This window comes from Calditrichia bacterium, from assembly GCA_020634975.1.
Taxonomy (GTDB): domain Bacteria; phylum Calditrichota; class Calditrichia; order RBG-13-44-9; family J075; genus JACKAQ01.
In genome coordinates, this window is record JACKAQ010000001.1 from 654,970 (window position 1) to 676,574 (window position 21,605).

Annotated in this window: 14 protein-coding genes; 2 read left to right on the forward strand and 12 right to left on the reverse strand. The window is 49.0% G+C overall.

Annotated elements, in window-relative coordinates:
- Positions 1-15: 15 nt before the first annotated feature.
- Positions 16-1,521 carry a sodium:solute symporter family protein gene (locus tag H6629_02575; GenBank protein ID MCB9066682.1) on the reverse strand — a complete coding sequence of 502 codons (1,506 nt, stop codon included), beginning with the start codon at positions 1,519-1,521 and terminating at the stop codon, positions 16-18.
- A gap of 294 nt (positions 1,522-1,815) precedes the next feature.
- On the opposite strand from H6629_02575, the gene H6629_02580 reads away from it, so the two are divergent.
- Positions 1,816-4,725: a hypothetical protein gene (locus H6629_02580; GenBank protein MCB9066683.1), complete on the forward strand. Its 2,910-nt coding sequence runs from the start codon at positions 1,816-1,818 to the stop codon at positions 4,723-4,725.
- Between the two features lie 127 nt (positions 4,726-4,852).
- Complete coding sequence (locus tag H6629_02585) at positions 4,853-5,461, forward strand: 2OG-Fe(II) oxygenase (GenBank protein MCB9066684.1); 609 nt, start codon at positions 4,853-4,855, stop codon at positions 5,459-5,461.
- 4 nt (positions 5,462-5,465) lie between these two features.
- On the opposite strand, the gene H6629_02590 is transcribed toward H6629_02585, so the two are convergent.
- The 11 genes from H6629_02590 to H6629_02640 form a co-directional block, all read right to left on the reverse strand.
- Positions 5,466-6,347, reverse strand: coding sequence for an alpha/beta hydrolase (locus H6629_02590; GenBank protein MCB9066685.1), 882 nt, complete (start codon positions 6,345-6,347; stop codon positions 5,466-5,468).
- A gap of 74 nt (positions 6,348-6,421) precedes the next feature.
- The gene (locus H6629_02595; GenBank protein ID MCB9066686.1) at positions 6,422-6,628 is read right to left on the reverse strand and encodes a heavy-metal-associated domain-containing protein; all 207 of its coding nucleotides are present in this window, start codon (positions 6,626-6,628) and stop codon (positions 6,422-6,424) included.
- Between the two features lie 148 nt (positions 6,629-6,776).
- Positions 6,777-8,051 carry an ergothioneine biosynthesis protein EgtB gene (locus tag H6629_02600; protein ID MCB9066687.1) on the reverse strand — a complete coding sequence of 425 codons (1,275 nt, stop codon included), beginning with the start codon at positions 8,049-8,051 and terminating at the stop codon, positions 6,777-6,779.
- A gap of 264 nt (positions 8,052-8,315) precedes the next feature.
- Positions 8,316-11,231, reverse strand: coding sequence for a T9SS type A sorting domain-containing protein (locus H6629_02605; GenBank protein ID MCB9066688.1), 2,916 nt, complete (start codon positions 11,229-11,231; stop codon positions 8,316-8,318).
- Between the two features lie 18 nt (positions 11,232-11,249).
- Positions 11,250-12,533: an alpha-amylase gene (locus H6629_02610; GenBank protein MCB9066689.1), complete on the reverse strand. Its 1,284-nt coding sequence runs from the start codon at positions 12,531-12,533 to the stop codon at positions 11,250-11,252.
- 137 nt (positions 12,534-12,670) lie between these two features.
- Entirely contained in the window at positions 12,671-14,983 is a 2,313-nt protein-coding gene (locus tag H6629_02615; GenBank protein ID MCB9066690.1) for a hypothetical protein, read from the reverse strand.
- Positions 14,984-15,262: 279 nt separating this feature from the next.
- The gene (locus H6629_02620; protein MCB9066691.1) at positions 15,263-17,323 is read right to left on the reverse strand and encodes a glycoside hydrolase family 97 protein; all 2,061 of its coding nucleotides are present in this window, start codon (positions 17,321-17,323) and stop codon (positions 15,263-15,265) included.
- 44 nt (positions 17,324-17,367) lie between these two features.
- Positions 17,368-18,282 (reverse strand): TrmB family transcriptional regulator, encoded by a 915-nt coding sequence (locus tag H6629_02625; GenBank protein ID MCB9066692.1) that lies wholly within the window; start codon positions 18,280-18,282, stop codon positions 17,368-17,370.
- Between the two features lie 61 nt (positions 18,283-18,343).
- On the reverse strand, positions 18,344-19,186 hold the full coding sequence (locus H6629_02630) for an ABC transporter permease subunit (GenBank protein ID MCB9066693.1): 843 nt from the start codon (positions 19,184-19,186) through the stop codon (positions 18,344-18,346).
- Between the two features lie 85 nt (positions 19,187-19,271).
- Complete coding sequence (locus H6629_02635; protein ID MCB9066694.1) at positions 19,272-20,123, reverse strand: sugar ABC transporter permease; 852 nt, start codon at positions 20,121-20,123, stop codon at positions 19,272-19,274.
- A gap of 139 nt (positions 20,124-20,262) precedes the next feature.
- Complete coding sequence (locus H6629_02640; protein MCB9066695.1) at positions 20,263-21,507, reverse strand: extracellular solute-binding protein; 1,245 nt, start codon at positions 21,505-21,507, stop codon at positions 20,263-20,265.
- Positions 21,508-21,605 lie beyond the last annotated feature (98 nt).

Consider the following 21,605-nt stretch of genomic DNA (forward strand, 5'->3'; position numbering starts at 1 on the left):
GATAATAATGTACACTCAATTTTCCGGCTGCGCAACGGTTTCACGATCTCCGCGACCGCCCAGCCAAAACGCTGCAATGCTGCAAAACAACCCGAACAGTATGTAACCCAGTTGGGTTTCCGCAAGCCATTGCGGTTCGATGTCCGCCAAAAATCCGCGCGATTCCAGAAAATAACCGATCAGCGTGCCCAAAAACCCAGCTAAAATTGCCAGGTTTGTCTGCCGCGCTGTTGTTCGCGGACGAAACGCCGCAACCACCGGAATAAAAACAGTTGTGGTCAAAATACCGGAGGAAAGATAGAAAATATCCCAGAGCGATTCGGTGAACAGCGCATACACCAGCGCCACGAATATTGCCGCAACGGACATCCAGCGAGCTAAATTCGCCAGCTTTTGCGCCGGCCATTGTTTGCGGGAGAGGTGCGGTTCCAGCATATCGTACGAAAATGAAAGGGCAACCACGTTACCGCAAGTATCCACGGTGGACATCGCCGCAGCAACCAGACCGATGCCCAACAGCACGTTAAGCCAATCCGGCGTGTAATCGCGCATCAGGGCGTTGAAAATGAGCGCACCATCCTGCAAATTTACCGGAATTTCACCGGCAACCGGCGGATACAGCGCCAGCGCCGAAAGCCCGATGAACATCGGCAAAATACCCACAAATACCAGCGAATTGAATGATGCGACCAAAATGCCTTTCCGGGCTTCTGCATTGCTGCGGGCTGCCTGCAGGCGAATCCAGACATCTGTTTCCACCAACCAGCCGGGCAAATATGCCAGAAAAGTGAGTGCTACAATGCTGAATCCCGGCGATAACCACCACGGTACACCCGCAACCTGTTTTGGCGATGATGTGGTTTTCGCCAGTAATTCTGCGAAACTCAGCGATTCCAGCGCAGCACTGACACCGACAATCGCCATAATTGTGATAAAAAGCGCCACCAGGCTAAACTGGATTTTATCCGTCGAAACCACCGCCGCAAAACCGCCGGTGTAGCTGTAAATGGCAACCACAACAGCAACCAGCAACAATGTTAGCGGAACCGATATCCCCAGAAACGGCGCAATAGTGATACCTGCGGCATAAATCTCCGCCCCGCCCCAAACCGTGAACACAAAAATGAGCGCCGGAGCGAGCATTTGCCGGCTGCGGGTGCCGAATCGTTTCTCCAGCAATTCAGGTTGCGAAAACGCATTTAGCCGACGAAACAGCGGTGCCAGCACATAAAATCCGCCCATCGTAATCAGCCAGGGGATGATGAGCAACCACGCCGCGCCAATGCCGTACCAGTAAAAAAGCTGGACGCCGTAAACACAGGACCAGCTAATGGACATCATGCTGGCAGAGATGGATAATCCACTGGACCAGCCTGAAAGCTGACGGCTGGCTGACCAATATTGCTGGCTATCCTGCTCCCCTTCGCGCCGTTTGGCTTTTTGCCAAACAAAAACACCGATACCGATCACCAAAAAGCTATAAACACAAAATGCAACCCAATATGCAAATGTGAGTGTCATATTTTCCCTGTTAAAGTACGTTTTTTATTTCGACCGATATTACGGAAACTCTGTGTTTCAGGCAAGCTGTAAGCCATTTACCAACATTTTTCAAAAGCGCTATTTCGTTGTTGTGGCACGCCTCACGTAAACAAATGCTTTTCTTTAGGATATTTAGCCGTCGAAAAAAAATACACTTCTATGCGTAAAAAATCGATGCCGTCCCTCAAAATATCTGATTGGGGACAAAGCAAAACCAACAGAAAATCAAGTTTAGGCTTTCAACTGCGCAAGATCATGAAGGAAAGGCAATAGATGGAACTGAAAGCGCATTTGCAGGAATTTGGTGCACTCTCGCAATATCTGGCACCGGAAAAAAGCGATATTTTCCGCCGCATCAATTTTGAATATTTGTTGCAACTGAACAATCGCAGCGTTGAGGAAATGCAAAAAGTCCTTTGGGAAGGTATCTGCACCAATCTCAACAGCCGTCAAAATGGTGTGGAAAATATGGTTCGGAACGGCAAAATGTCGTACGAATCATTGCAAACGGTGGTCGATCTCAGCTTTTTTCTTCCAAAAATGAACGCTGCGACCGCTTTGGAAAGCATGGCGCCGGTTCAGCTAATTTCCGAACAAATCAAAGATGATCAGGATGTTTCGCTGTCGCTGTCCAATGTAGCGGTTTCTGAAGAACTTTATTTGCAGGCACTGTACGATTTGCGCGAAGCGCTTTTCTGTGATAAAGAACAGAGCAAATGGCTGTTGATCGCCGCATTTAAACAGCTACACAAAGCGGTTCGGCTGCATCCGGGCAACTATCACGCCCAGTTTAATTATGCATATATGTGCAGTTTCTTTTTCCGCAAATTGGAGAAAGCGGAAGAACACTTCGAACTATGTATCAAACATTCTTTTGAGCAAGATATTGTTATTACTGTATTTGCACTTCGCCACCTTGCGGAAACGCGTCGCGAAATGGAAAAATTTGAAGCTGCTGTGGAAGCATCAAACGAAGCGTTTATGCTCGATCGCGGCAAAACATTACAAATCCAGTTTGATCTGGCGCGATATCTCACCCTTGCTAATCAACACGAAAAAGCGTTCAAAAATTTAGAAGATTTGCTGGCTGATCACTCGGAATATTATTGGCAGGCGATTGCCGAACCGGATTTTTCCCAAAATCAGGAAATTGTTGTGCTGCTCAACGCGTTGTCACGGGCGTATCTCGATGTTGATAATTCCGGTGAAAGTGAAGATGATTTTCCCATCGACGATGCATCGCTGGCAGATTTACTCGACGAAAACGAGCGGATCAACAAAGAGCGCCGTGATGCGGAACAACAGCTCGCAGATCTGTTCAAAAAAGAATTGGAAAACCGTTCAAAATCCGGCAAAAAACCGCGAATTGCAACGCCTCCACCGCCGACCCAAATTAAGCCAAACAAAAGCGCCGATCCGGAAAACCGCACGAAACCGACGGAAACCGACAGCTCAAATTCACCAAAAACTCCGCGAATTGTGAATGAATTTCGCCCGATTGTGGTTCGCGCCAATCCTGAACAACTCAAAAAAGCCCGGAAAAACAATGGCGCAGGTAAGTTGAAAAATGAGCCGGTAAATGGCAACGGCGAATCCCATTCCGTTGAGAAAGATGCTTCGGATTTGGAAATTCCGCCGTTTTCATCGAGTGCGGAAACGGTGTTCACGGAACCGGAGTCGCCGGTCGAACCAGGCGCTTTATTCGACGATAATTCTATTGAAATCAACAACTTGCTAAACCAGATTCGTGAACAATATCTGGAAAACAAAAATCGTTCATTGGCAGAAAAAGCAGCGCCGTTGCCACCAAAATCACCAGAATCGCAACCGACGCAGGAATCCGCTGCCCAATCCGAACAGGAGCCGGAATCGCAACCGACGCAGGAATCCGCTGCCCAATCCGAACCAGAGCCGGAACCGCAAATCGACCCGGAAACGGATGATCGCACGACACATAAAAAACAAATCACCGAAGATTTATCAGACATCATTTCCGAAATCAACGATTCTGCAGCAACAAATGCCGCAGTTTTGGACGAACCGGAACAGGTTGATCAGCCGGAACACAGCGAAGCGACAAGCGAAACACCGGAAATTGATGAAGCAGAGCAAACCGGCAATATTTCCGCCGAGACAGAAAACACTGAAATCACTGAAGAAGCCGTAGATGCAACCGCGATATTCTCCGATCCGCTCGACGACATTATTTTGGAAGTGGAATCGCTATTGAGCAAACGGAAAGAAAGCGAAGCTGAGGAAAAATCCACAGCTAAAAACGATGAAACCGGCGATGTTTTCAGCGACTCGCCAATTGAAACAACTCCGAAAAATGCCCTGATCGATCAGATCGAATCCCAAAATCCGGAAAGCGATGCCAAACTGCCCGAGCCGGAAACATTGCCCGACAGCAATCAGGACATCGCCAATCTGCTCCGCAAAATCGGCAAAAATATTGAGGAAAAGAAAGCCGATGATTTAACCGACGATCTGTTCCCCGAAACAGAGTTGCCGGAAAGTCCGCTGATCAAATCCATTCGCCGGCAGTCAGGCACAGAAGAAAACCCACCGGAATTCAGCAAAAATTTGACTGACACGCCCGAAAGTGATTTGATCGAAAAATTGAATTCAAATTCTGCAGATGAACCGGATTTTTCGGATTTGGAAAATGAGCCGGAATCCGATTTGTTGAGCAAAATTGCTGCTGCATCTGAAGAATCTACGAGTGAAGCTGACACGCCCGCGACGCCGCAACAGTCTCAAATGAGCGACTTGCTATCGCGAATTGAACAAAATGCCGCAGCTTCAGAAATGGAAACCCCATTTGCAATGCAGGAAGCTCCATCGCAAGCTGCCGAAGAAACACAATCGCCAAACAACGATAATTTAACAGATAGACCAGAAAGCACTTCGACTCTCGACGACGACGCTGCCGAAATTCGCTACGAAATGGAGCTCGCGCTGCAACGCTGCGAAGAATTGGACTCGCTGTTCACCCGGCGCGACAAAGATAAAACCCAAATCAAGATTTACGATATTTCAGAAAACGCCATTAAGTCGTTGAGAAAACTGGGCGATATGGAACGCCGAAAAGTAGTAAAGTCCACCAAAGCACGCATGCGCCAACATGTTGAATCGTTTCAGGAACGGCATAAAATTATTGCGAAATTCAAACGTAACAATTAAGTAAATCCTATTGTTTTAGAATATAATTAGCTGCAAATTTGCTTCCCCCTTTATCACAGAATATTTGTTTTATCGGGTCTGTTTGTTTTGCAATTCTCATTTGTGAAACTTTTTTGCAGGGTCGAAAATGGAAAGCAAATTTGCAGCAATTATTGATGCGCTCGCATCAAACGGATGGATAATTATCCCCGATTTCCTACCGGAAAACTATCTCAAAAATCTTGCAGAGGAAGCATCATCAGCCTGGGAATCGGGCGATTTCCGGCGTGCCGGCGTTGGCCAGGGTGATCAACTGAAGGTGCGAACCGAAATTCGCAGCGATTTTATCCATTGGCTGGAACCGGAAAACCTGACCGCTTTGCAGCGGGAATATTGGCAATTGCTCGACGATTTGCGGTTGGAAATCAATCGCCATTTATATTTGGGTTTGCGGAGTTTTGAGGGGCATTTTGCGGTGTATCCTGCGGGTTCATTTTACAAAAAGCACATCGATCAATTCCAGACCACCCGGCACCGGATGGTTTCCTGTTTGCTGTATTTGAATGAAAACTGGCAACCGGAAGATGGCGGGCAGTTGCGAATATTTTATCCAGGTTCCGAAGAGCGCTTCATCGAAGTGCTGCCGACATTCGGTACCTTTGTTTGCTTCCGCAGCGATACGATTGTTCACGAAGTGCTGCCGGCCAAACGTGAGCGCTTCAGCTTGACCGGTTGGTTGCGAAAAGATATTATTTGAAAAATTATTCCTGCGGCTGTTTCCCAAAATCGCTGTTGCGAAACGTGTTGATAAACGCGTGAATTTGTTGCCAGACTTCTTCCTGGGCAAATAAATCGTTGTGTCCGGCATCGAAAACCCGCATGTATTGCACCGTTCCTTTCAGCGACGCGGCGATTCGCTGGCTGTGATCCACCGGAATCAGTTCATCCTGTTCGCCGTGGATGACCAACACAGGACATTTCACCGATCTGGCGGCTTCGATAGAATTGTATTTTTCATCCACCACCAACCCCACTACCCAGCGCGGATAATGATCTGCGGCAGCTTCCGGCAGACTGCTCCACGGGCTCAGCACAATCAATCCGTCCGGCTGCTCTTCCGCGGCAACCTGCAACGCAACGCCTGCACCCAACGACCATCCCATAATCACTTTCGGATTTCGCGGAAATTCAGTTGCCAGCCATTCGAACGCGGCTTTTCCGGCAGACACCAGTGCCGATTCGCTGCTTTGGCCATCGGAGGTGCCGTATCCGGGGAAATCAATTGCCAACACATGTGCTTTTATCTGTTGAAATGCCGCAAGTTGCTGGCTGCGTTTCAACGTTTCCAGATTTTCGGCGTTGCCGTGAAGATACAGGATCACCGGAGTCGAATCCGATGCGGCAGCGTTTTTGTGCAGCCATCCGGTTACTTTCCCGATGACCGGCACAGGGATGCGCACCTCGTTATATTCTGGGGCAATTTCGCCGACATTGAGCGGCGGAACCGGATAAATGACACCCGGCGCCATCCAACGTAACGAAATTAACACCACAACCATCACAGCGGCGAGCAAGATAACCGGCAAAAATTTAGATAGATTCTGCACAATTTTATTCCCGAAATTGTCAATTTTTGGATTCATGTGTAGCGTAAGCCACATTATTATTTAGGAAACCGAAAGACAGAACTATCGGCAGCCGAACGAGAATCGATGAGTTACGATTTCACGAAGGTGAATCCGGCGTTGCTTACAGCTGTTTCGAAAGCTGTCTGCGGAATGCTTTCGTTCGATTGAACCGTCACATGACCGCTTTCCAGATTGACCGAAACAGATTGCACACCGCTGATTTTTTTGATCGATTCTTCCACAGTGTTGGCGCAACCGCCGCATTTCATTCCTTTTACTGTGATAACTGTTTCCATTGATGCTCCAAATTGATTTTTTGTGTATTAAAGTAGCTGAATAAATTATGCTGAACGCCGGGTCATTCCTGCGGAGGCAGGAATCTCATTTTTTGAACCGCACAATTCTCACACATTAATTTGTTTCAACTTATTTATTTTCAAAAAATTACACATCTTCAGCCAATCGAAACCCTTTGAATTGCCAGCGCTTATCCGTCTGGAAAAAATTGCGGTAGGTAATCCGCGCATGATTTTCGGAAGTGGCGCAGGAGCCGCCGCGCAACACCATTTGGTTGATCATAAATTTGCCGTTGTATTCGCCGAGCGGACCTTCTTCCTGCCGGTAACCGGGATAGGGCAGATAGCTGCTGCGCGTCCATTCCCACACATCGCCGAGCATCTGTTTCAGCCCGCTGCCCATCGCCTCGCTTTCGGATAGCGGGAGCGGATGGAAATTTTGGCGATCATAAAAATTCTGTCCGTCAGGTTGCTGGTGGGTCATTCTGGCGGCAACTTCCCATTCGGCTTCCGTGGGCAGCCGTTTGCCCGACCAGTGCGCAAAAGCGTCCGCTTCAAAATAACTGACGTGGCAAACCGGTGCGCTCAAATTGAGTTTTTGCAATCCGCCGAGCGTAAATTCGTGCCATTCACCGTCGATGTTTTCCCAATAGAGCGGCTTTGTCCAGCCTTCGGTTTTCACCGTTTCCCAGCCTTCGGAAAGCCACCAGCGGAAATCGGTGTAGCCGTCATCTTCGATAAACGCCAGATAATCGCCGTTGGTTACCAATCGATCAGCCAACCTAAAGTCTTGTAAATATTGCTTATGCACCGGTCGCTCGTTATCGTAATAAAAGCCTTCGCCCTGATAACCGATTTCGTGCACGCCACCGGAAAATTCGACAAATTCCGTCGCCGGAATGGCAGTTGTTCGGCTGAGTTTGTCTTTTAATTTGCGATACGCCGGACGCAGCGGCGAGCTTGCCAAAATATATTTGATGTCCGTGAGCAGCAATTCCTGATGCTGCTGTTCGTGGTTCAGCGATAAAATGATCAGTTTGCTGAACTGCGGATATTGCGCTTCGTCCACTTTTTCGATGAGTTCGCACATGCGATCGGTGATATATTTGCGATATGCCAACGTTTCCGTGAGCGTCGGGCGGGACATGTGCCCGCGGGTGTTCCGGTCGATGCGCTGCCCGAACGATTCGTAATACGAGTTGAACACATAGGCATATTGCGGATGAAACCATTGGTAATCCGAAATCATTTTATCCAGAAACATGGCTTCGAAAAACCAGCTGGTGTGACCCATGTGCCATTTTGGCGGGCTGACATCCATCACGGGCTGGATGACGTGATCCTCGACGGTCAGCGGTTCGCAAATGGCTTCGGTTACCTTGCGCACCTCGCGAAAAAAGGTAGTCAATTCGTTGCGATTCATGGGGCATCCTCCTTTTTTGTCATTTTCATTTCAGAATATATCACCCGCAAATCCCGTTGTAAAGCAAAAGACCGATTTGATCAAAATGCGAAGTGCGAAAAGTGAAAAGTGAAGTGCGGGGTTCGTTGGGTGTAGCGGAACAGCAAGCTGACCACTTTTCCCCTTCAACTCATAAATTCCATTCGCCCATTCACAAAAAAAACGCCGGACAGCCCACAAATAACCACCCGGCGTAATACATTATTTTGCAATAAATTATCGCGATTACTTCATCAAAATCATTTTGCGGGACTGGATAAAATCACCCGCCTGCAGGCGGTAAATATAAATGCCGCTGGCGATGCGCTCGCCGAGATCGTTGGTGCCGTCCCATTGCACGGCGTAATTTCCGGTGGACTGTTTTTGGGAAACCAGCGTTTTTACCAATTGTCCCAAGGTGTTGTAAATTTTAAGATTAACATCGCTAATCGATGGCAATTGATAGCTGATAGCCGTCGTCGGATTGAATGGATTCGGGTAATTTTGCGCCAATGCAAATTGCAGCGGCGCCGTTCCCGGCAGCTCGTCGTCGATGCCCAGCAGCAGGTCGCTGTCCGGCGGATCGAGGCGCACATCGGTGTAAATATGGAATTCGCCGGGCTGCATCGAAACATTCTGGTTGGTTGCGGTCACCACTATGCTGTCGCCGCTAAAATAATCGTACCAGGTGCCGGTGTGGGCAAACTTGCCGTTCACGCTCAGTTGAAAAACGCCGAAATTCCCGACGATGCTCACTTTCATTTCCGGGTGCGCCAGCGTAATCACTTTGCCGCCAACCGGACTGGCCAAATCCTGGGTTACTGTAGTTGCCGGATCGCGGAAAACAGCGTTTTCCCGACGCAATTTCAGCAACGCCTGATAGGTTCGATAGAGCCGCTTCCGGTTAATTTCCGTATTGTATTCCCACAAAATGGGTTTTTCGCACACCCGGCAGGGATCGTCAATGGAAATATCGTAGCCCAATTCGCCAAACTGCCAGATCATTTTCGGACCGGGAATGGTCAGGAAAAACGCCGCCGCCATTTTGTTGCGATTGATGGCGGTATTAAAATCTTTCACGCTGTAACCGCCGGAGCTGTTGCCAAACGCCAGATTTTTGAACATCAGGCGCTCCTCATCGTGGCTCTCCATGTAGGTCACCAGATGTGCTTTGCTCCACCCGCGCTGCCCGAAATAGCCCCACGAAAAATTCGATTTGCCGCCATCGTGGTAACCCATCGTGGCTTCGTTATAATTGTAATTCAGGTTGCCCCAAATGAGCATGCCCTGATTGTACTCCGCCAATTCCTTCTCTTCGTTGTTGGGCGCAAAATGTTCGAGAATGACAACGGCGGTACTGTCGAAATCCCAGATGACATCCGCCATGCGTTTGAGGATGGCGATTCGCGCCGGATCGTACGCGCCGCCATCGCCGGGTGTGTTGGTAAATCCTTTGGTGAAATCGAAGCGATAGCCATCGATCTTGTATTCCTGCAACCAAAATAAATTCACCCGGTCGATAAAGTTTTTGGTGTGCACGCTTTCATGATTGAAATCGTAACCGAATGAAAATACTTGATTTGGCGACACTTCGTTGAACCACGGATTGTTGGCCGCCGGACGCCCGAGCAGCTCGTTCCAATACATCCGCACCATCGGCGATTGCCCGTAGGCGTGGTTGAGCACGATGTCCATCAACACCGCAATCCCGCGCCGGTGGCATTCATCGATGAAGGTTTTCAGCGCATCGGCGGTGCCGTAATATTTGTCCGGCGCAAAGAAAAATGAGGGATTGTAACCCCAACTGGAGTTGCCCTCAAACTCGTTAAACGGCATCAGCTCGATGGCGTTGATGCCCAGATGTTGCAAATAATCCAGCGTATCAATCAGCGTTTCGTAATCGTGGCGCTCGATAAAATCGCGCAGCAGCAATTCGTAAATCACCAATTCATCCTGCGGCGGACGCTGAAAAGTATCGCTGTACACCCAGTTGAATTCGGGTTGCGCCGTTTGGATCACCGAAACCGGTTCGCCGGTTTTTCCGGCGGGATAGGGTTTCAAATTCGGATACGTGACCGATGGAATAAATGAATCGTTCCACGGATCGAGCACTTTTTCGGTGTAGGGATCGGCGATGCGAATGCTGCCATCGATGAGATACTGGAATGCGTATTCCTGCCCCGCAACGAGGTTATCCAATGTGATCCACCAAAGCGTGCTGTCCGGCGATGGCGCATAACGATTCATGTAAAACGCATCGTCCACCAGCCAATCGTTGAAATCGCCGATCAGATACACAAATTCTTTTTCCGGTGCAAACAGCGCCAACGTTACGGTCGAATTATTGATGTAATTGATGCCCGGTTTGATGCCGGATGGCGGCAGCGCGTTGGTCGGCTCGGTGTTGATTTTTACATCGAAATCCACCGTGTCGGCGGTGAGGTTTACCGCGGTGGCGATCAGCCGGAAGCTGCGAAATCCGGCAGGTTGACCGGCAGTGAAAAATTCGTAACCGATTGAATCTGTTGAACTTTGGGCAACCAGCGAGCCATCGAGATACAGCGCCATTGTGCTCACTTCCGTGCCGCCGGCTTTGGCGGAAACCAGCACCGTATCATCTGCGCTGGCGAACACCGGTGAGCGACGCGGATCGCCGTATTGAGATGAAACGCTCGGCGAAATCAGCACTGCCGCAATGCCCGGCTCGTAAACCGGTGCGTAAATATCTGCACCGCCAACCGCACGCCCCGTTGTTCCTCCATCGCTGCTGCGGAACACAAATGATAAATTCTCAATCGTCTCTGCAGGGTTTGGCAAGCCGTAATATTCACGTGGAAAACCGATCACCAGTTGATACAAATCCGGACTGATTCGCGTCAATTTATTTGCCGGTGTGTTGGCCAAATTATTGTTCGACCCGTTCGGCCACGGCGTTTTGACATATTTCCAGTCTGAAAGTCCGGTACTCAAATTGGTGATCACACCGGTGTGCGCATACACATCGCCGTTAAACCCCTGCAATCCGCCATCGCCTTCGGTCGCATCAAAAATCACGACAATCGAATCATTTTCCGTCGGAAATTCGGGAACGGTCACAACTACCTGCGCCGTTGCGATTGAAAATGCTGCCAGTAAAAATAACAGCGTAACGAAACGTTTCATCAGATAACTCCTTAAAAATTATGGCTTTACAAAAACCCGATATTCCCACGGGTTAAGATCAAACTTATTATTTTGAACGGTGCGGACTTCCGACGGTTTCGCAGAAAACGGTTCGCGGAAATTACCGGAAATCGCTTCGGATAATTGAACCGATTGTTTGTCGCCGCTGAGGTTGAAAATTCCCGCAACTGCGTATTCGCCGTTTGTTCGGGTGAACGCCAGCACTGCGGCATCGTTATCACCGGCAATCCGGGCAAATGTTCCGCCGGCTTTGCCGTTCCACAGCGCTTTGTTTTCTAAATTCAGATTTAACAATATTTTATAGATTTCAAAATAATGGTGCTCCCGCCACTCGATGGGATCTTTTTCAAAAAAATCGAGGCGTTTGTCCATCCCGGCTTCCTGTCCGTTATACACCAGCGGCATGTCGGGTACCAGTCCGGCAAGCACTGCGCAGGCTTCCGCGCCGTCGCCGAGCCGCTCAAAAACGGTGCCGTTCCAGGAATTTTCATCGTGATTGGTAGTGAATTGCATGCGATACGCATCCGCCGGATACGTCGCTTCATCAAGAATAATATGCTCCGCCAGATCGTTGGCGGTGTTTTCGCCCATCGCGACGCTGTTCAGCAAATGATGAAATTTCGAACCATAAGTCATGTCGAACGCTTCGTGCAGCTCTGCTTTTTCACCTTCGGCGAGCATGAAAACGGGTTTGATAACATCCAGCGCCGATCGCGCAGCCCGCCAGAAATCGAGCGGCACCATCTCCGCAACATCGCAGCGGAAACCGTCAACATCAGCTTCGCGAACCCAGAATTTCAGCGCATCCAGCATCGCAGCCCGCATCGCATGATTCTCGTAATTCAGATCCACCACATCGTGCCAGTCCGCAACCGGCGGCTGCATGTTGCCGCTGCTGTCGCGGGTGAACCAGTCAGGATGTTCCGAAACCCACGGATGATCCCATGCGGTGTGGTTGGCGACCCAATCGAGGATCACAAACATGCCCGATTCGTGCGCTGCCCGCACCATATTTTTGAAATCTGCCAATGTTCCAAATTCGGGGTTGACGGCTGTGTAATTTTTGATGGAATAATAGCTGCCCAATGTGCCTTTGCGATTTTTTTCGCCGATAGGCTGGATGGGCATCAACCACAAAATTTTCACGCCCATTTCCTTTAATCGCGGCAGCGATTCCTGAAATGCGGCGATGCTACCGGATTCGGAAAACTGGCGCAAATTCACTTCGTAAATCGTGGCGTTTTGGCTCCATTCCGGCGCCTTTTTTTGGATCGCGTCCATCGTCGTTACCGGCAAATGTGCGGTTTCGGAATCGGAGTGCGAACCGCAGGCGGAGAAAAAAACAGTTAAAAACACCGCAGAAAACACTCCATAAATAATTATTTTCATTTTACTTATCTCCACTCACATTTCACGATTTATGGCGCTTCCGCAACCCGTATTTTTTCCAGAAAATCCGGCATTTTCAACGCTTCCAGATTCGGGTTTAGCCGGAACGTCTGGAATTTGAGATCAGCAGAGGGTTTGGGAATCGATGCGCCGGTTGGCTCAAATTGCAACGGGTTTCCGTTCAGTTCGCCACTCATTTTGACCGAATCATCCAATTTCAGGGTTATTGTTTCGCCGCTGTGGAGGGTGAAATCCGTTGCGAAAATTGCAAATTCCGGCGACAATCTCTCGATTTTCAGATTCACCGGCGATGCCAAATTTGTGCCCCAAAACGTGATCGTTTGGCTATCTGCGGCGGTTTCGATTGCAATTTCAATCTGCTCATCCCGCCCGAAATTTTGCAGAAATCGAACAGACGTCAATTTTTCCGGCAAACGCGGCGCGAAAACAATTTCCCGGCGCAGCATGTTTACCCGAACGCCGAGATAATCCTGATAAAAATTCCGCACAAATTCCGAAACCGACCACGCCTGCGAATAGGTGCCGCTGAGTTGCAATGCGCCATTTTCGGCGAGTCCGGGCAGCACCAATTCGGACATCGATCCGGGCATGCCTTCGTTCAAAATTTGGTCGGTTAAATTTTCGGTGAGTTCGAACGCCAGATGTTGATACCCCATTTCCACCATGCCGCCAATCACGGGTCCCGCATTCCACTGCCAGCACAATCCGTTGTGATACGCCGCGTCGAAATGATAAATTTGGTCATGATGATACGGGTGAAAATATCGATCATTTTGCGACAGCGAGGCAACACCATACGGATAAGTCAGCTCGGAAACCACCTGCCGCACAACACCGGATTTTACATCTGAATCGATAAGATTTTCCGTTTGCGGAATGGTCAGCGCGAACATCTGGTTCGGGCGAATCTGCACATCCGGCGAATCGTCCGGATTGATGTGGTCGTACAGCACATTGCCCACCGGATTGCGGAAGTATTTGTTAAAACTAAGTTTAACTTGTTCTGCAAGCGCATGCCACTCATCGGAAAGTTGTTTTTCGCCCAACACATCCGCGAGTGCGGCACTCACTTTCAGTTGGTTAAACCAGAGCGCCTGAATATCCACCGCGCGATCGCCGCGTGGTGACCAGGCTTGGTTGCCGCGAATTTTTGCGTCCATCCATGTGTCGGCGTTGGCGTGGGACATCAGCCCGTTTTGGTCGAGAAAATTTTGTTTGGCACCTGAAATTGCCCACTGGATAACGGGAAAAATCTGCCGCGCAAACGCCGTATCGCCGGTGAAAAATACGTATTCGGCGATCTCGCGAATCAGCCAGGGCGTGCCGTCGGTGGTGTTGTAAATAATATCGTCCGGCGAATTTACCCGGTTGGGCACCCGCCCGAACAACTCATTTTGCGGATCGGTAATTTGGTAATCGCTAAAGCTGCGGATGATGTCTGCCGCATCGGCAAATTGCCCGGTCACCAGCGAGATTCCCGGCAACGCAATAAAGGTGTCGCGTCCCCAACTTTGGTTGAACCACGGCAAACCCGCCCAAATGCCTTTGCCAAATTGCTGCACAACCAGCTCGTTTCCGGCAATTTTTGCCCAATTCAGGGCTTTGTCATATTGCGGATCGTTGGTCTGGAACCAGGATTTTTGGAGCAATCGGGCAATTTCCTGCTTCCGTTTGGCGATCGATTGTTCCGGCGCTGCGCCAATTTCCCGGATTTTTTGCGCCAGTTCCGCTTTGTTTTCGCCGAATAAAAATACGATATCTGCATGCGCCGCTTTCTCCGAAACCCATTTTTGGCGAATGAAATGTGCGGGATTTAACGGTTCCGGCACTGTTCCGGCATCGGTTGTTGCGGGCAGCCAATTGCCGTTGGCAGCGGAATAAACGCCCATCCAGTATTTGCTGGCGCGATGTTTCGCGAATAACAGTTGTGGAAATTCAGATGTGTCAACCACCATATTTTCAACAGGATAGCCCACAAACGGCTGCACTTCCCAAGCGACCGGCGTCGAGCTGTTCAGCGAAACAATCATCCCCATTTGCCCGGAAAGCACGGTAATGGTTTCCGTTGCGTCGGATGAAAACCTGTGCTGAATTTGGTGGGGCAGCATGCGCACATTTTCAGCAGATTTGCGATTGAGCAACGCACCGTCCGCACTCACCAAAATATCGCGCAGCTCGCGATTGCCATCGATATTGAATCCACCATTTGCATTGTAGCCAAAGGTTTGCCCTTCCCAAAATCCGCCCACGCGATCGGTAAATGCATACACCCGCGATTCTGCATTTGGCAAATCGATGGCAAGTTGCGCAAAATAACGCATCTGCGGTTGGCAGTTTCATCGGTGTTTTCCCGCCGGAATTTGTGCAACTGAGCGCCAGCGCAATCATAAAAATTACGCAAGTAAGCCTTTTTGGACTATTTTTTTTTGTAAACAGATGTTTCATTCGATGATCATTTTTTGTGTAAGTAGTTGTATAAAAACAACTTGGGATTAGCACATCATGCCCGTTGTTTTTATCGGGCATCCAAACATTGAAATTTATAGATTCCCGCTTAAAGATTGCGGAAATGACATCTGCACGGTAATTCTGCCCCAAAACTATTTTTTGGGCGACAAATTTTTCACATCCGCCGCACTTGCCGGACGAAACCGAATTGCCTGACCACCGCCGGGCGCCAATCGCAGTTGCAGGGTTGTTTGGCTGTCCACCAGTTGTTTCACAATTTCATAATCGTACGGTTTGGTTTGCCAATCTGCGGTTTTTGCATCGCGGTAAATTTCCGCAACATATTTTTTGGCGGGATCGAGAAAACTGAGGTTTGCCGCCAATATTCGCCCATTTTCATCGGTGATGCTGCCGAGATACCAATCTTCGCTGTTGCGATCTTTCCGCACGGTGGTGATGTAATCGCCGATGCGGGCGTTCAGCACGCGGGTATCTTCCCAATCGCAAGGCACATCTTTTATAAATTGGAAGGCATCTGGTCGCGCATCGTAATTTTGCGGCAAATCCGCAGCCATTTGCAGCGGGCTGTAAAACACCACGTATAACGCCAACTGCTGCATCAGCGTGCAGTTGATGCGATTGTTCGGACGAGCTTCTTCAAACAGCAAATCGAAAATGCCTGGCGTATAATCCATCGGTCCGCTGAGCAAACGGGTAAACGGCAAAATGACAACGTGATCGGGCGGATTGCCGCCTTCTCCGCCCCATGCATTAAATTCCTGACCGCGAGCGCCTTCCCGGCTGAGCAAATTGGGATAAGTCCGGCGAATGCCGGTATCCTTGATCGGCTCGTGAATGTTGAGCATTATCTGGTGTTTGGCAGCTTCTTCCACGGTTTTTTGATAATGGCGAACCATAAATTGACCGTGATGCCATTCCCGTTGCACGTTGCCGTTTTCATCCAGCCGCTCAATTTCTCTGCCATGCCGGACGTATCCGGTTTTTACAGCTCTAACACCCAGTTTTTGATAATACTTATATGCATCGCTCAACTGCTTTTCGTAATTCAAAATGCTGCCGCCGGTTTCGTGATGACCGATCAGCCGAACGCCGTTTTTCTGCGCGTACGCGGATAATGCGTTGATATCAAAATCCGGATACGGTTGGGTAAACAAAAATTTGTTGGCATTGGCAACCCAGTCGCCGTCCCAACCGACATTCCAACCTTCCACCAGCACACCGCTGAAGCCGTTTTTCGCTGCGAAATCGATGTAACGCATTGTATTTGCTGTGGTTGCGCCATGTTTTTCACCGGAGCCCCAACTGGATACATCGAGGTGCATTTCCCACCAGATGCCCACATATTTACCCGGTTTGATCCAGGAAATATCCGTCAGTTTGTTGGGTTCGTTCAAATTTAAAATGAGATACGAAGTGATCAACCCGCCTGGGGTGTCGGCAATCTGAATGGTTCGCCACGGCGAGCGCATCGGTGCGGCGGATTTTACTTTCACGCCATCCGACCACGGCACCAAATCCGCTTCCAGAACGTTCTCGTTGTTGACTGCCAACGTCATGCTGGCGTAGTCGAACAGCGCCGCTTCGTGAAAACTGAGATACAGCCCGTCAGCGGTTTCCATCGTCACCGGCGTGTGCACCGTGTCCATTTGCGAAACGGGCGTGTGGTGATACAAATATTCGTAACGGTTCCATTGATAGGCGGGAATCCACCAGGCATCGTGATCGCCGGTGAGGGCAAATTCGGTCACTTCGTCGCTGATTTCGAAGGATTGGAAATTGGGCTGTTCGGGGATTTCGTACCGGAAACCCACGCCGTCATCAAATACGCGAAACTCGATGATCAGCTGTCGCGCTGGCGCAGCGATTTCCTGAAGTTCAATTCGTAAAGCGTTGTAATTATTGCGGATATCTTTTTTTTCGCCCCACGGCTGTGTCCACGTTTCGTCAAATGAGGTTTGATTTGAAGCGGCAATTTGGAAATTTCCGGTCATTTCCGGCGCGTTGCGAAATTTGAAACCGAGCCGCGACGGACGAATCACTTCCCCGCCCAATCGTGAAATACTGTATCGCGGTTCGCCGTTTTCCAGCGAAAAATTCACCTGCAACACATCTCCGGGCGAGCTAACCTGAATGGCTTGTGCGAACAACATTACGGGTAAAGCAAAGAGAAAAAATGTTAGTTTTTTGAGCATGACGGCACCTTTTGGGGGGGTGTTTTTCAACATTAAGTTGCGGATTATTTACCGTTTTTCACATCGTCGTAAGCGTCGGAACGGGAAGCTGCGGGAATGGGATGAAATACGTTTTCGCCGCTCTCGTTGGCGCTGGCGTTGAGAATGGGGTTGTCCGGAAATTTTTTGCGGAGCAATTCGCCCAAAAAGTCCAGTTCGCCGGGTTGCTTTTCGATTACGGCTTCGCTCACATCTTTGCCCATTCGCAGTCCAAACAATGTAATATCCAAAATAACGTGATTTGCGGCAATCATAACGATGGCTGTGTTGGTGGTCCAGGCTACTTTTTTGGGAAATTCTTTATTTGCTTCGCCCATCAGCAATTCTTCCATATCGCGAACGAGGATGATTTTGTGATCCCACACTTTGCCGAGATCTTCCTCATCCAGTCCATAACTATACACCAACCCAAAATCCACTGTTTTGATAAACGAAAAAATAACGACCTTTACGCCGCGATTAACCGCATCTTTCAATTCATCTTTCAACGCCTGAATTTCCCGGTCCCAGGTGGAAAGATACACCTCTTTTGTGGCGGCTTTGATCATCTCTTTCGCCTTCAAAATCATGTTGGCATAACCGGTGATGTTCCACAAATTTTCCGTTTCGATTTCCACTTCCAGCTCGGAAACGCTGTCGTAAAATTCGCTGATCTGGCTTTTGTAACGATTTTCCAGCAATTCAACAAATCGTTCGGGACGCAGCGGCACGTATTTTTCCGGTTTGCTGGAAATGGCGTTTACCGCGCCGAAATTTTCCAATCGCTGGATAACATCATAAATTGCTGAACGGGGCACGCCGCTTTTTTTGCTGATTTCATATCGGGTTGCCGGAAAATTTTGCAGCAGACAAATGTATGCCTTTGCCTCATATAACGTAAAGCCCAAAGACGTCATTTTTCGGGCAATTTTTTCTAACATTTTCACACACCTCTGACATTCAATTCAATAAATTTTCAACAACTATTTGTTTTTCAACAACTTATCCTTTTACACTGCCGAGCGTTAAACCGGAAATGAGGAAGCGGCTGAGGAACAAAAACAGCGCGACCACCGGCATGCTCACCACTATTGCACCGGCGGAATACAATCCCCATGTGGCTTCCATGGTTGCCTGGAAGCTTTTTAATCCCAACGGCAGAGTAAAATAATCCGTATTTTGAATGAGCACCACTGCCACCAGATATTCCGAATACGCCGTCATAAACGAGAACAGCGCCGTAATCGCCAGTGCCGGTAGCGCCAGCGGTAAAATAATTACCCAAAATGTATATAGCGGCGATGCGCCGTCGATCATCGCGGCTTCTTCCAAACTGTATGGAATGGTGTCGTAATAACCTTTCATTTGCCAAATGGTGAATGGCAGCGCCGTTGCCGAATAGGCGATAATTAATCCCAAAAACGAATCATACAGCTGCATTTTGATAAGCAAAATAAACAGCGGCAGCAGCAACATACTCACCGGGAACATTTGGGTGGTGATGATGGCAATCATCGCGCCGTTACGCCCGGGGAAACGGAATCGCGAAAAGGCGTAACCGGCAGTTGTCGCGAGCCCGACACCGATGATGGTTACCACAATTGAAATGAACAGGCTGTTGCCCAGCCAGATCAAAAAATCGGTATCCCAAAACAGTTTGACGTATGAGGAAATTGTTGCGCCGTCCGGGATGATTTCCAGCGAACGGGTGAGCAGGCGTCCTTCCGGTCGCAGCGAAATGGAAAACACCCGCAACACCGGATAAATGGAAAACGCTGCAAAAATGGTCAGCACCGCATACGCGCCAATTTGCCCTTTGAGTGATAACGATCGTGGATTTCTCATATTTCTGCCCGATTTTTCTTTCATTTTACCGGCACGTTCCGCCGTGCCCAAAAATTTATCCTTTATCCTTAACCCTTTATCCTACTCACTGATGCACATTATCCGTTGCGCTGGTGCGTTTGATGAACTTCCAGCTAAACAGGAACAGGATCAGGAAAATGATAATTGAAAACGATGCGGCATAGCCCATCCGGTAATAGAAAAATGCCGCGCGATACACCCAGCTCACCAAAATGTGGGTGGTTTCGGACGGTTCGCCGCCGTTGCTCACCAGCCAAACAACGTTGAAATTGTTGAAGGTCCAGATCACGCCGAGCGTGATTGCGGGAACCATCACCGGTTTGAGCATCGGCATGGTAATGTTGCGAAATTTCTGCCACGGCGTTGCACCGTCTATATCCGCAGCTTCGTAGAGCGCATCGGGAATACTTTGCAATCCGCCCAACGCCACAATCATCATAAATGGAAAACCGAGCCAGATATTGGTGATCAAACACGCTGCAAACGCGCCCCATTCGGTGGAAAGCCAGGAAACCTGGGTGCCGAACAGTCCGTCCAAAATCAGGTTGACTGCGCCGTATTCGGAGTTGAACATGCCGCGCCAGGTGAGCGCGGTGATGTATTGCGGCACTGCCCACGGTAAAATCAGCAGCGTGCGGAAAAAGGTTTTCCCTTTCAAATCTTTATTGAGAATGACCGCCAGAAACACGCCGATGCCTACATGGAAAATCAGGTTAAGTACCGTCCACAGCACGGTTTTGTAAAGAAACCACCAGAATGTGGATTCCTTCAACACCAGCAAATAGTTACCCAACCCTTTCAACTGCCAATCGTGAAAGTTGGTTAAGTTCATATTTGAAAAGGAGATAACCAGATTATAAATAAAGGGATAGAACACCACCAGTCCCATCATAAAAAACGCGGGGAACAGGAACATGTAAGCCAGTCTGGTGTTACTGCCGTATTTCGATGCCGTTGCTGCCACAGTTTTCTCGTCTGTTTATTTATAAAAAATAAATTTTTAATCGCAGATTTTAAGGCGATTCGTGAAGCGCCTTTGCGTTTTCCGTTTTTTCCTATTCCCTGTTTTCGCGAATCAGTTTTTCTGCCAGTTGCTGCATTTCTTTGGCGGCTTCCTCCGGTGTGTATCGTCCGGTGAAAATGCCCTGATATCCCGGGCGCATCGCATCCCAAATCCAGCGCAATTCCGTAACAACCGGCATCGGGCGACCCACTTTCATTTGATCGAGCGCCGCCTGATACAGCGGATCTTTCACCAAAACGGAATCGTCCACCAACGCTTTTCGGGCGGGAATCAAGTTAAATTCGCGGGCAAAAGCCAGCTGCGTTTCGCTGGATGTGAGGTATCGCAACAATTCCAGCGTGATATCCAGTCGTTCGCCGGTCAGGTTAACGTTGACCATATAACCCACAGGCGAAACGATCGGTGTTGCCCATTGCCCGGTTTCGCCGTTCATGGGAATGCGCGCCAAACCGATATCCATTCCGCGTTTGATATAGGTGCCCCATGACCACGGGCCGTTGATAATCATTGCCGATTTTTCATCGAGAAACAGGGCGTTGGCGGTTTCGTAATCGCATTCGCGCGGGATAATTTTGTATTTGTTCGCCATATCGTAAATCAACTGCGCTGCGTTGGCGACCGCTTTGGTATCCAAAGTGGGTTGATTTTGGTCATTCAAAATCCACCCGCCGTACAGCCCGATAAACGGCACCGCAAAATATGGTTCGATAAAATTCCAGGCGAGTGCATAACGATCGGGATTGCCATCGTTATCTGCATCAACCGCCAGTTCCTTCCCCATCCGGATCAAATCTTCGATGGTTCTGGGCGGCTCTTTGACAAATTTTTTGTTGTAAACAAGGGTCAGGTGATTGCCGACGCGATCGGCAATTTGATAGAGATGTCCGTTTAATGTTGTATTAGCGCTGAACGGATCGGTGAGAAATTGATCCAGATAAGCCTGATCAAAATAATCTTCCAGCGGCTTTACCACTTTGAGTTCGGAAAGCGGTCCGACGTTATCGCTGGCAACGTGGATCAAATCCGGGCCTTTTCCAGCGAGCGCAGAAATCATGTAATTCGGACGCAATTCTTCTGTCTGGTAATACAATTGCCGGAATTCGTATTGGGGATGCGTCGCGGCAAATTCGTCCAGTTTTTTCTGAAGCAGGTCACGCTCCACCGGTCGCATGGTCGTCCAGATAACGATTCGGTTGCTCGTATCTTTTGCGCATTGCCACAAAAGCAATGGCAGTAACAACAGTATTATCAAATATTTTGGGCGGAAATTTTTCATCAAGCGAACCAGTGTTTTGATGAAGCAGGTTAGAGTGAATTTGGAGAGAATTTGATTGTCTGCGATTACGGAATTGCAAACCATTCTCAAAGCTGGAT

What these genes read in the sequence shown, in the direction of transcription:
- H6629_02630 (MCB9066693.1), bottom strand. Translation starts at nt 19,186, where the DNA reads ATGAGAAATCCACGATCGTTATCACTCAAAGGGCAAATTGGCGCGTAT.
- H6629_02640 (MCB9066695.1), bottom strand. Translation starts at nt 21,507, where the DNA reads ATGAAAAATTTCCGCCCAAAATATTTGATAATACTGTTGTTACTGCCA.
- H6629_02595 (MCB9066686.1), bottom strand. Translation starts at nt 6,628, where the DNA reads ATGGAAACAGTTATCACAGTAAAAGGAATGAAATGCGGCGGTTGCGCC.
- H6629_02635 (MCB9066694.1), bottom strand. Translation starts at nt 20,123, where the DNA reads ATGTTCCTGTTCCCCGCGTTTTTTATGATGGGACTGGTGGTGTTCTAT.
- H6629_02605 (MCB9066688.1), bottom strand. Translation starts at nt 11,231, where the DNA reads ATGAAACGTTTCGTTACGCTGTTATTTTTACTGGCAGCATTTTCAATC.
- H6629_02585 (MCB9066684.1), top strand. Translation starts at nt 4,853, where the DNA reads ATGGAAAGCAAATTTGCAGCAATTATTGATGCGCTCGCATCAAACGGA.
- H6629_02580 (MCB9066683.1), top strand. Translation starts at nt 1,816, where the DNA reads ATGGAACTGAAAGCGCATTTGCAGGAATTTGGTGCACTCTCGCAATAT.
- H6629_02615 (MCB9066690.1), bottom strand. Translation starts at nt 14,983, where the DNA reads ATGCGTTATTTTGCGCAACTTGCCATCGATTTGCCAAATGCAGAATCG.
- H6629_02590 (MCB9066685.1), bottom strand. Translation starts at nt 6,347, where the DNA reads ATGAATCCAAAAATTGACAATTTCGGGAATAAAATTGTGCAGAATCTA.
- H6629_02610 (MCB9066689.1), bottom strand. Translation starts at nt 12,533, where the DNA reads ATGGACGCGATCCAAAAAAAGGCGCCGGAATGGAGCCAAAACGCCACG.
- H6629_02600 (MCB9066687.1), bottom strand. Translation starts at nt 8,051, where the DNA reads ATGAATCGCAACGAATTGACTACCTTTTTTCGCGAGGTGCGCAAGGTA.
- H6629_02625 (MCB9066692.1), bottom strand. Translation starts at nt 18,282, where the DNA reads ATGTTAGAAAAAATTGCCCGAAAAATGACGTCTTTGGGCTTTACGTTA.
- H6629_02620 (MCB9066691.1), bottom strand. Translation starts at nt 17,323, where the DNA reads ATGCTCAAAAAACTAACATTTTTTCTCTTTGCTTTACCCGTAATGTTG.
- H6629_02575 (MCB9066682.1), bottom strand. Translation starts at nt 1,521, where the DNA reads ATGACACTCACATTTGCATATTGGGTTGCATTTTGTGTTTATAGCTTT.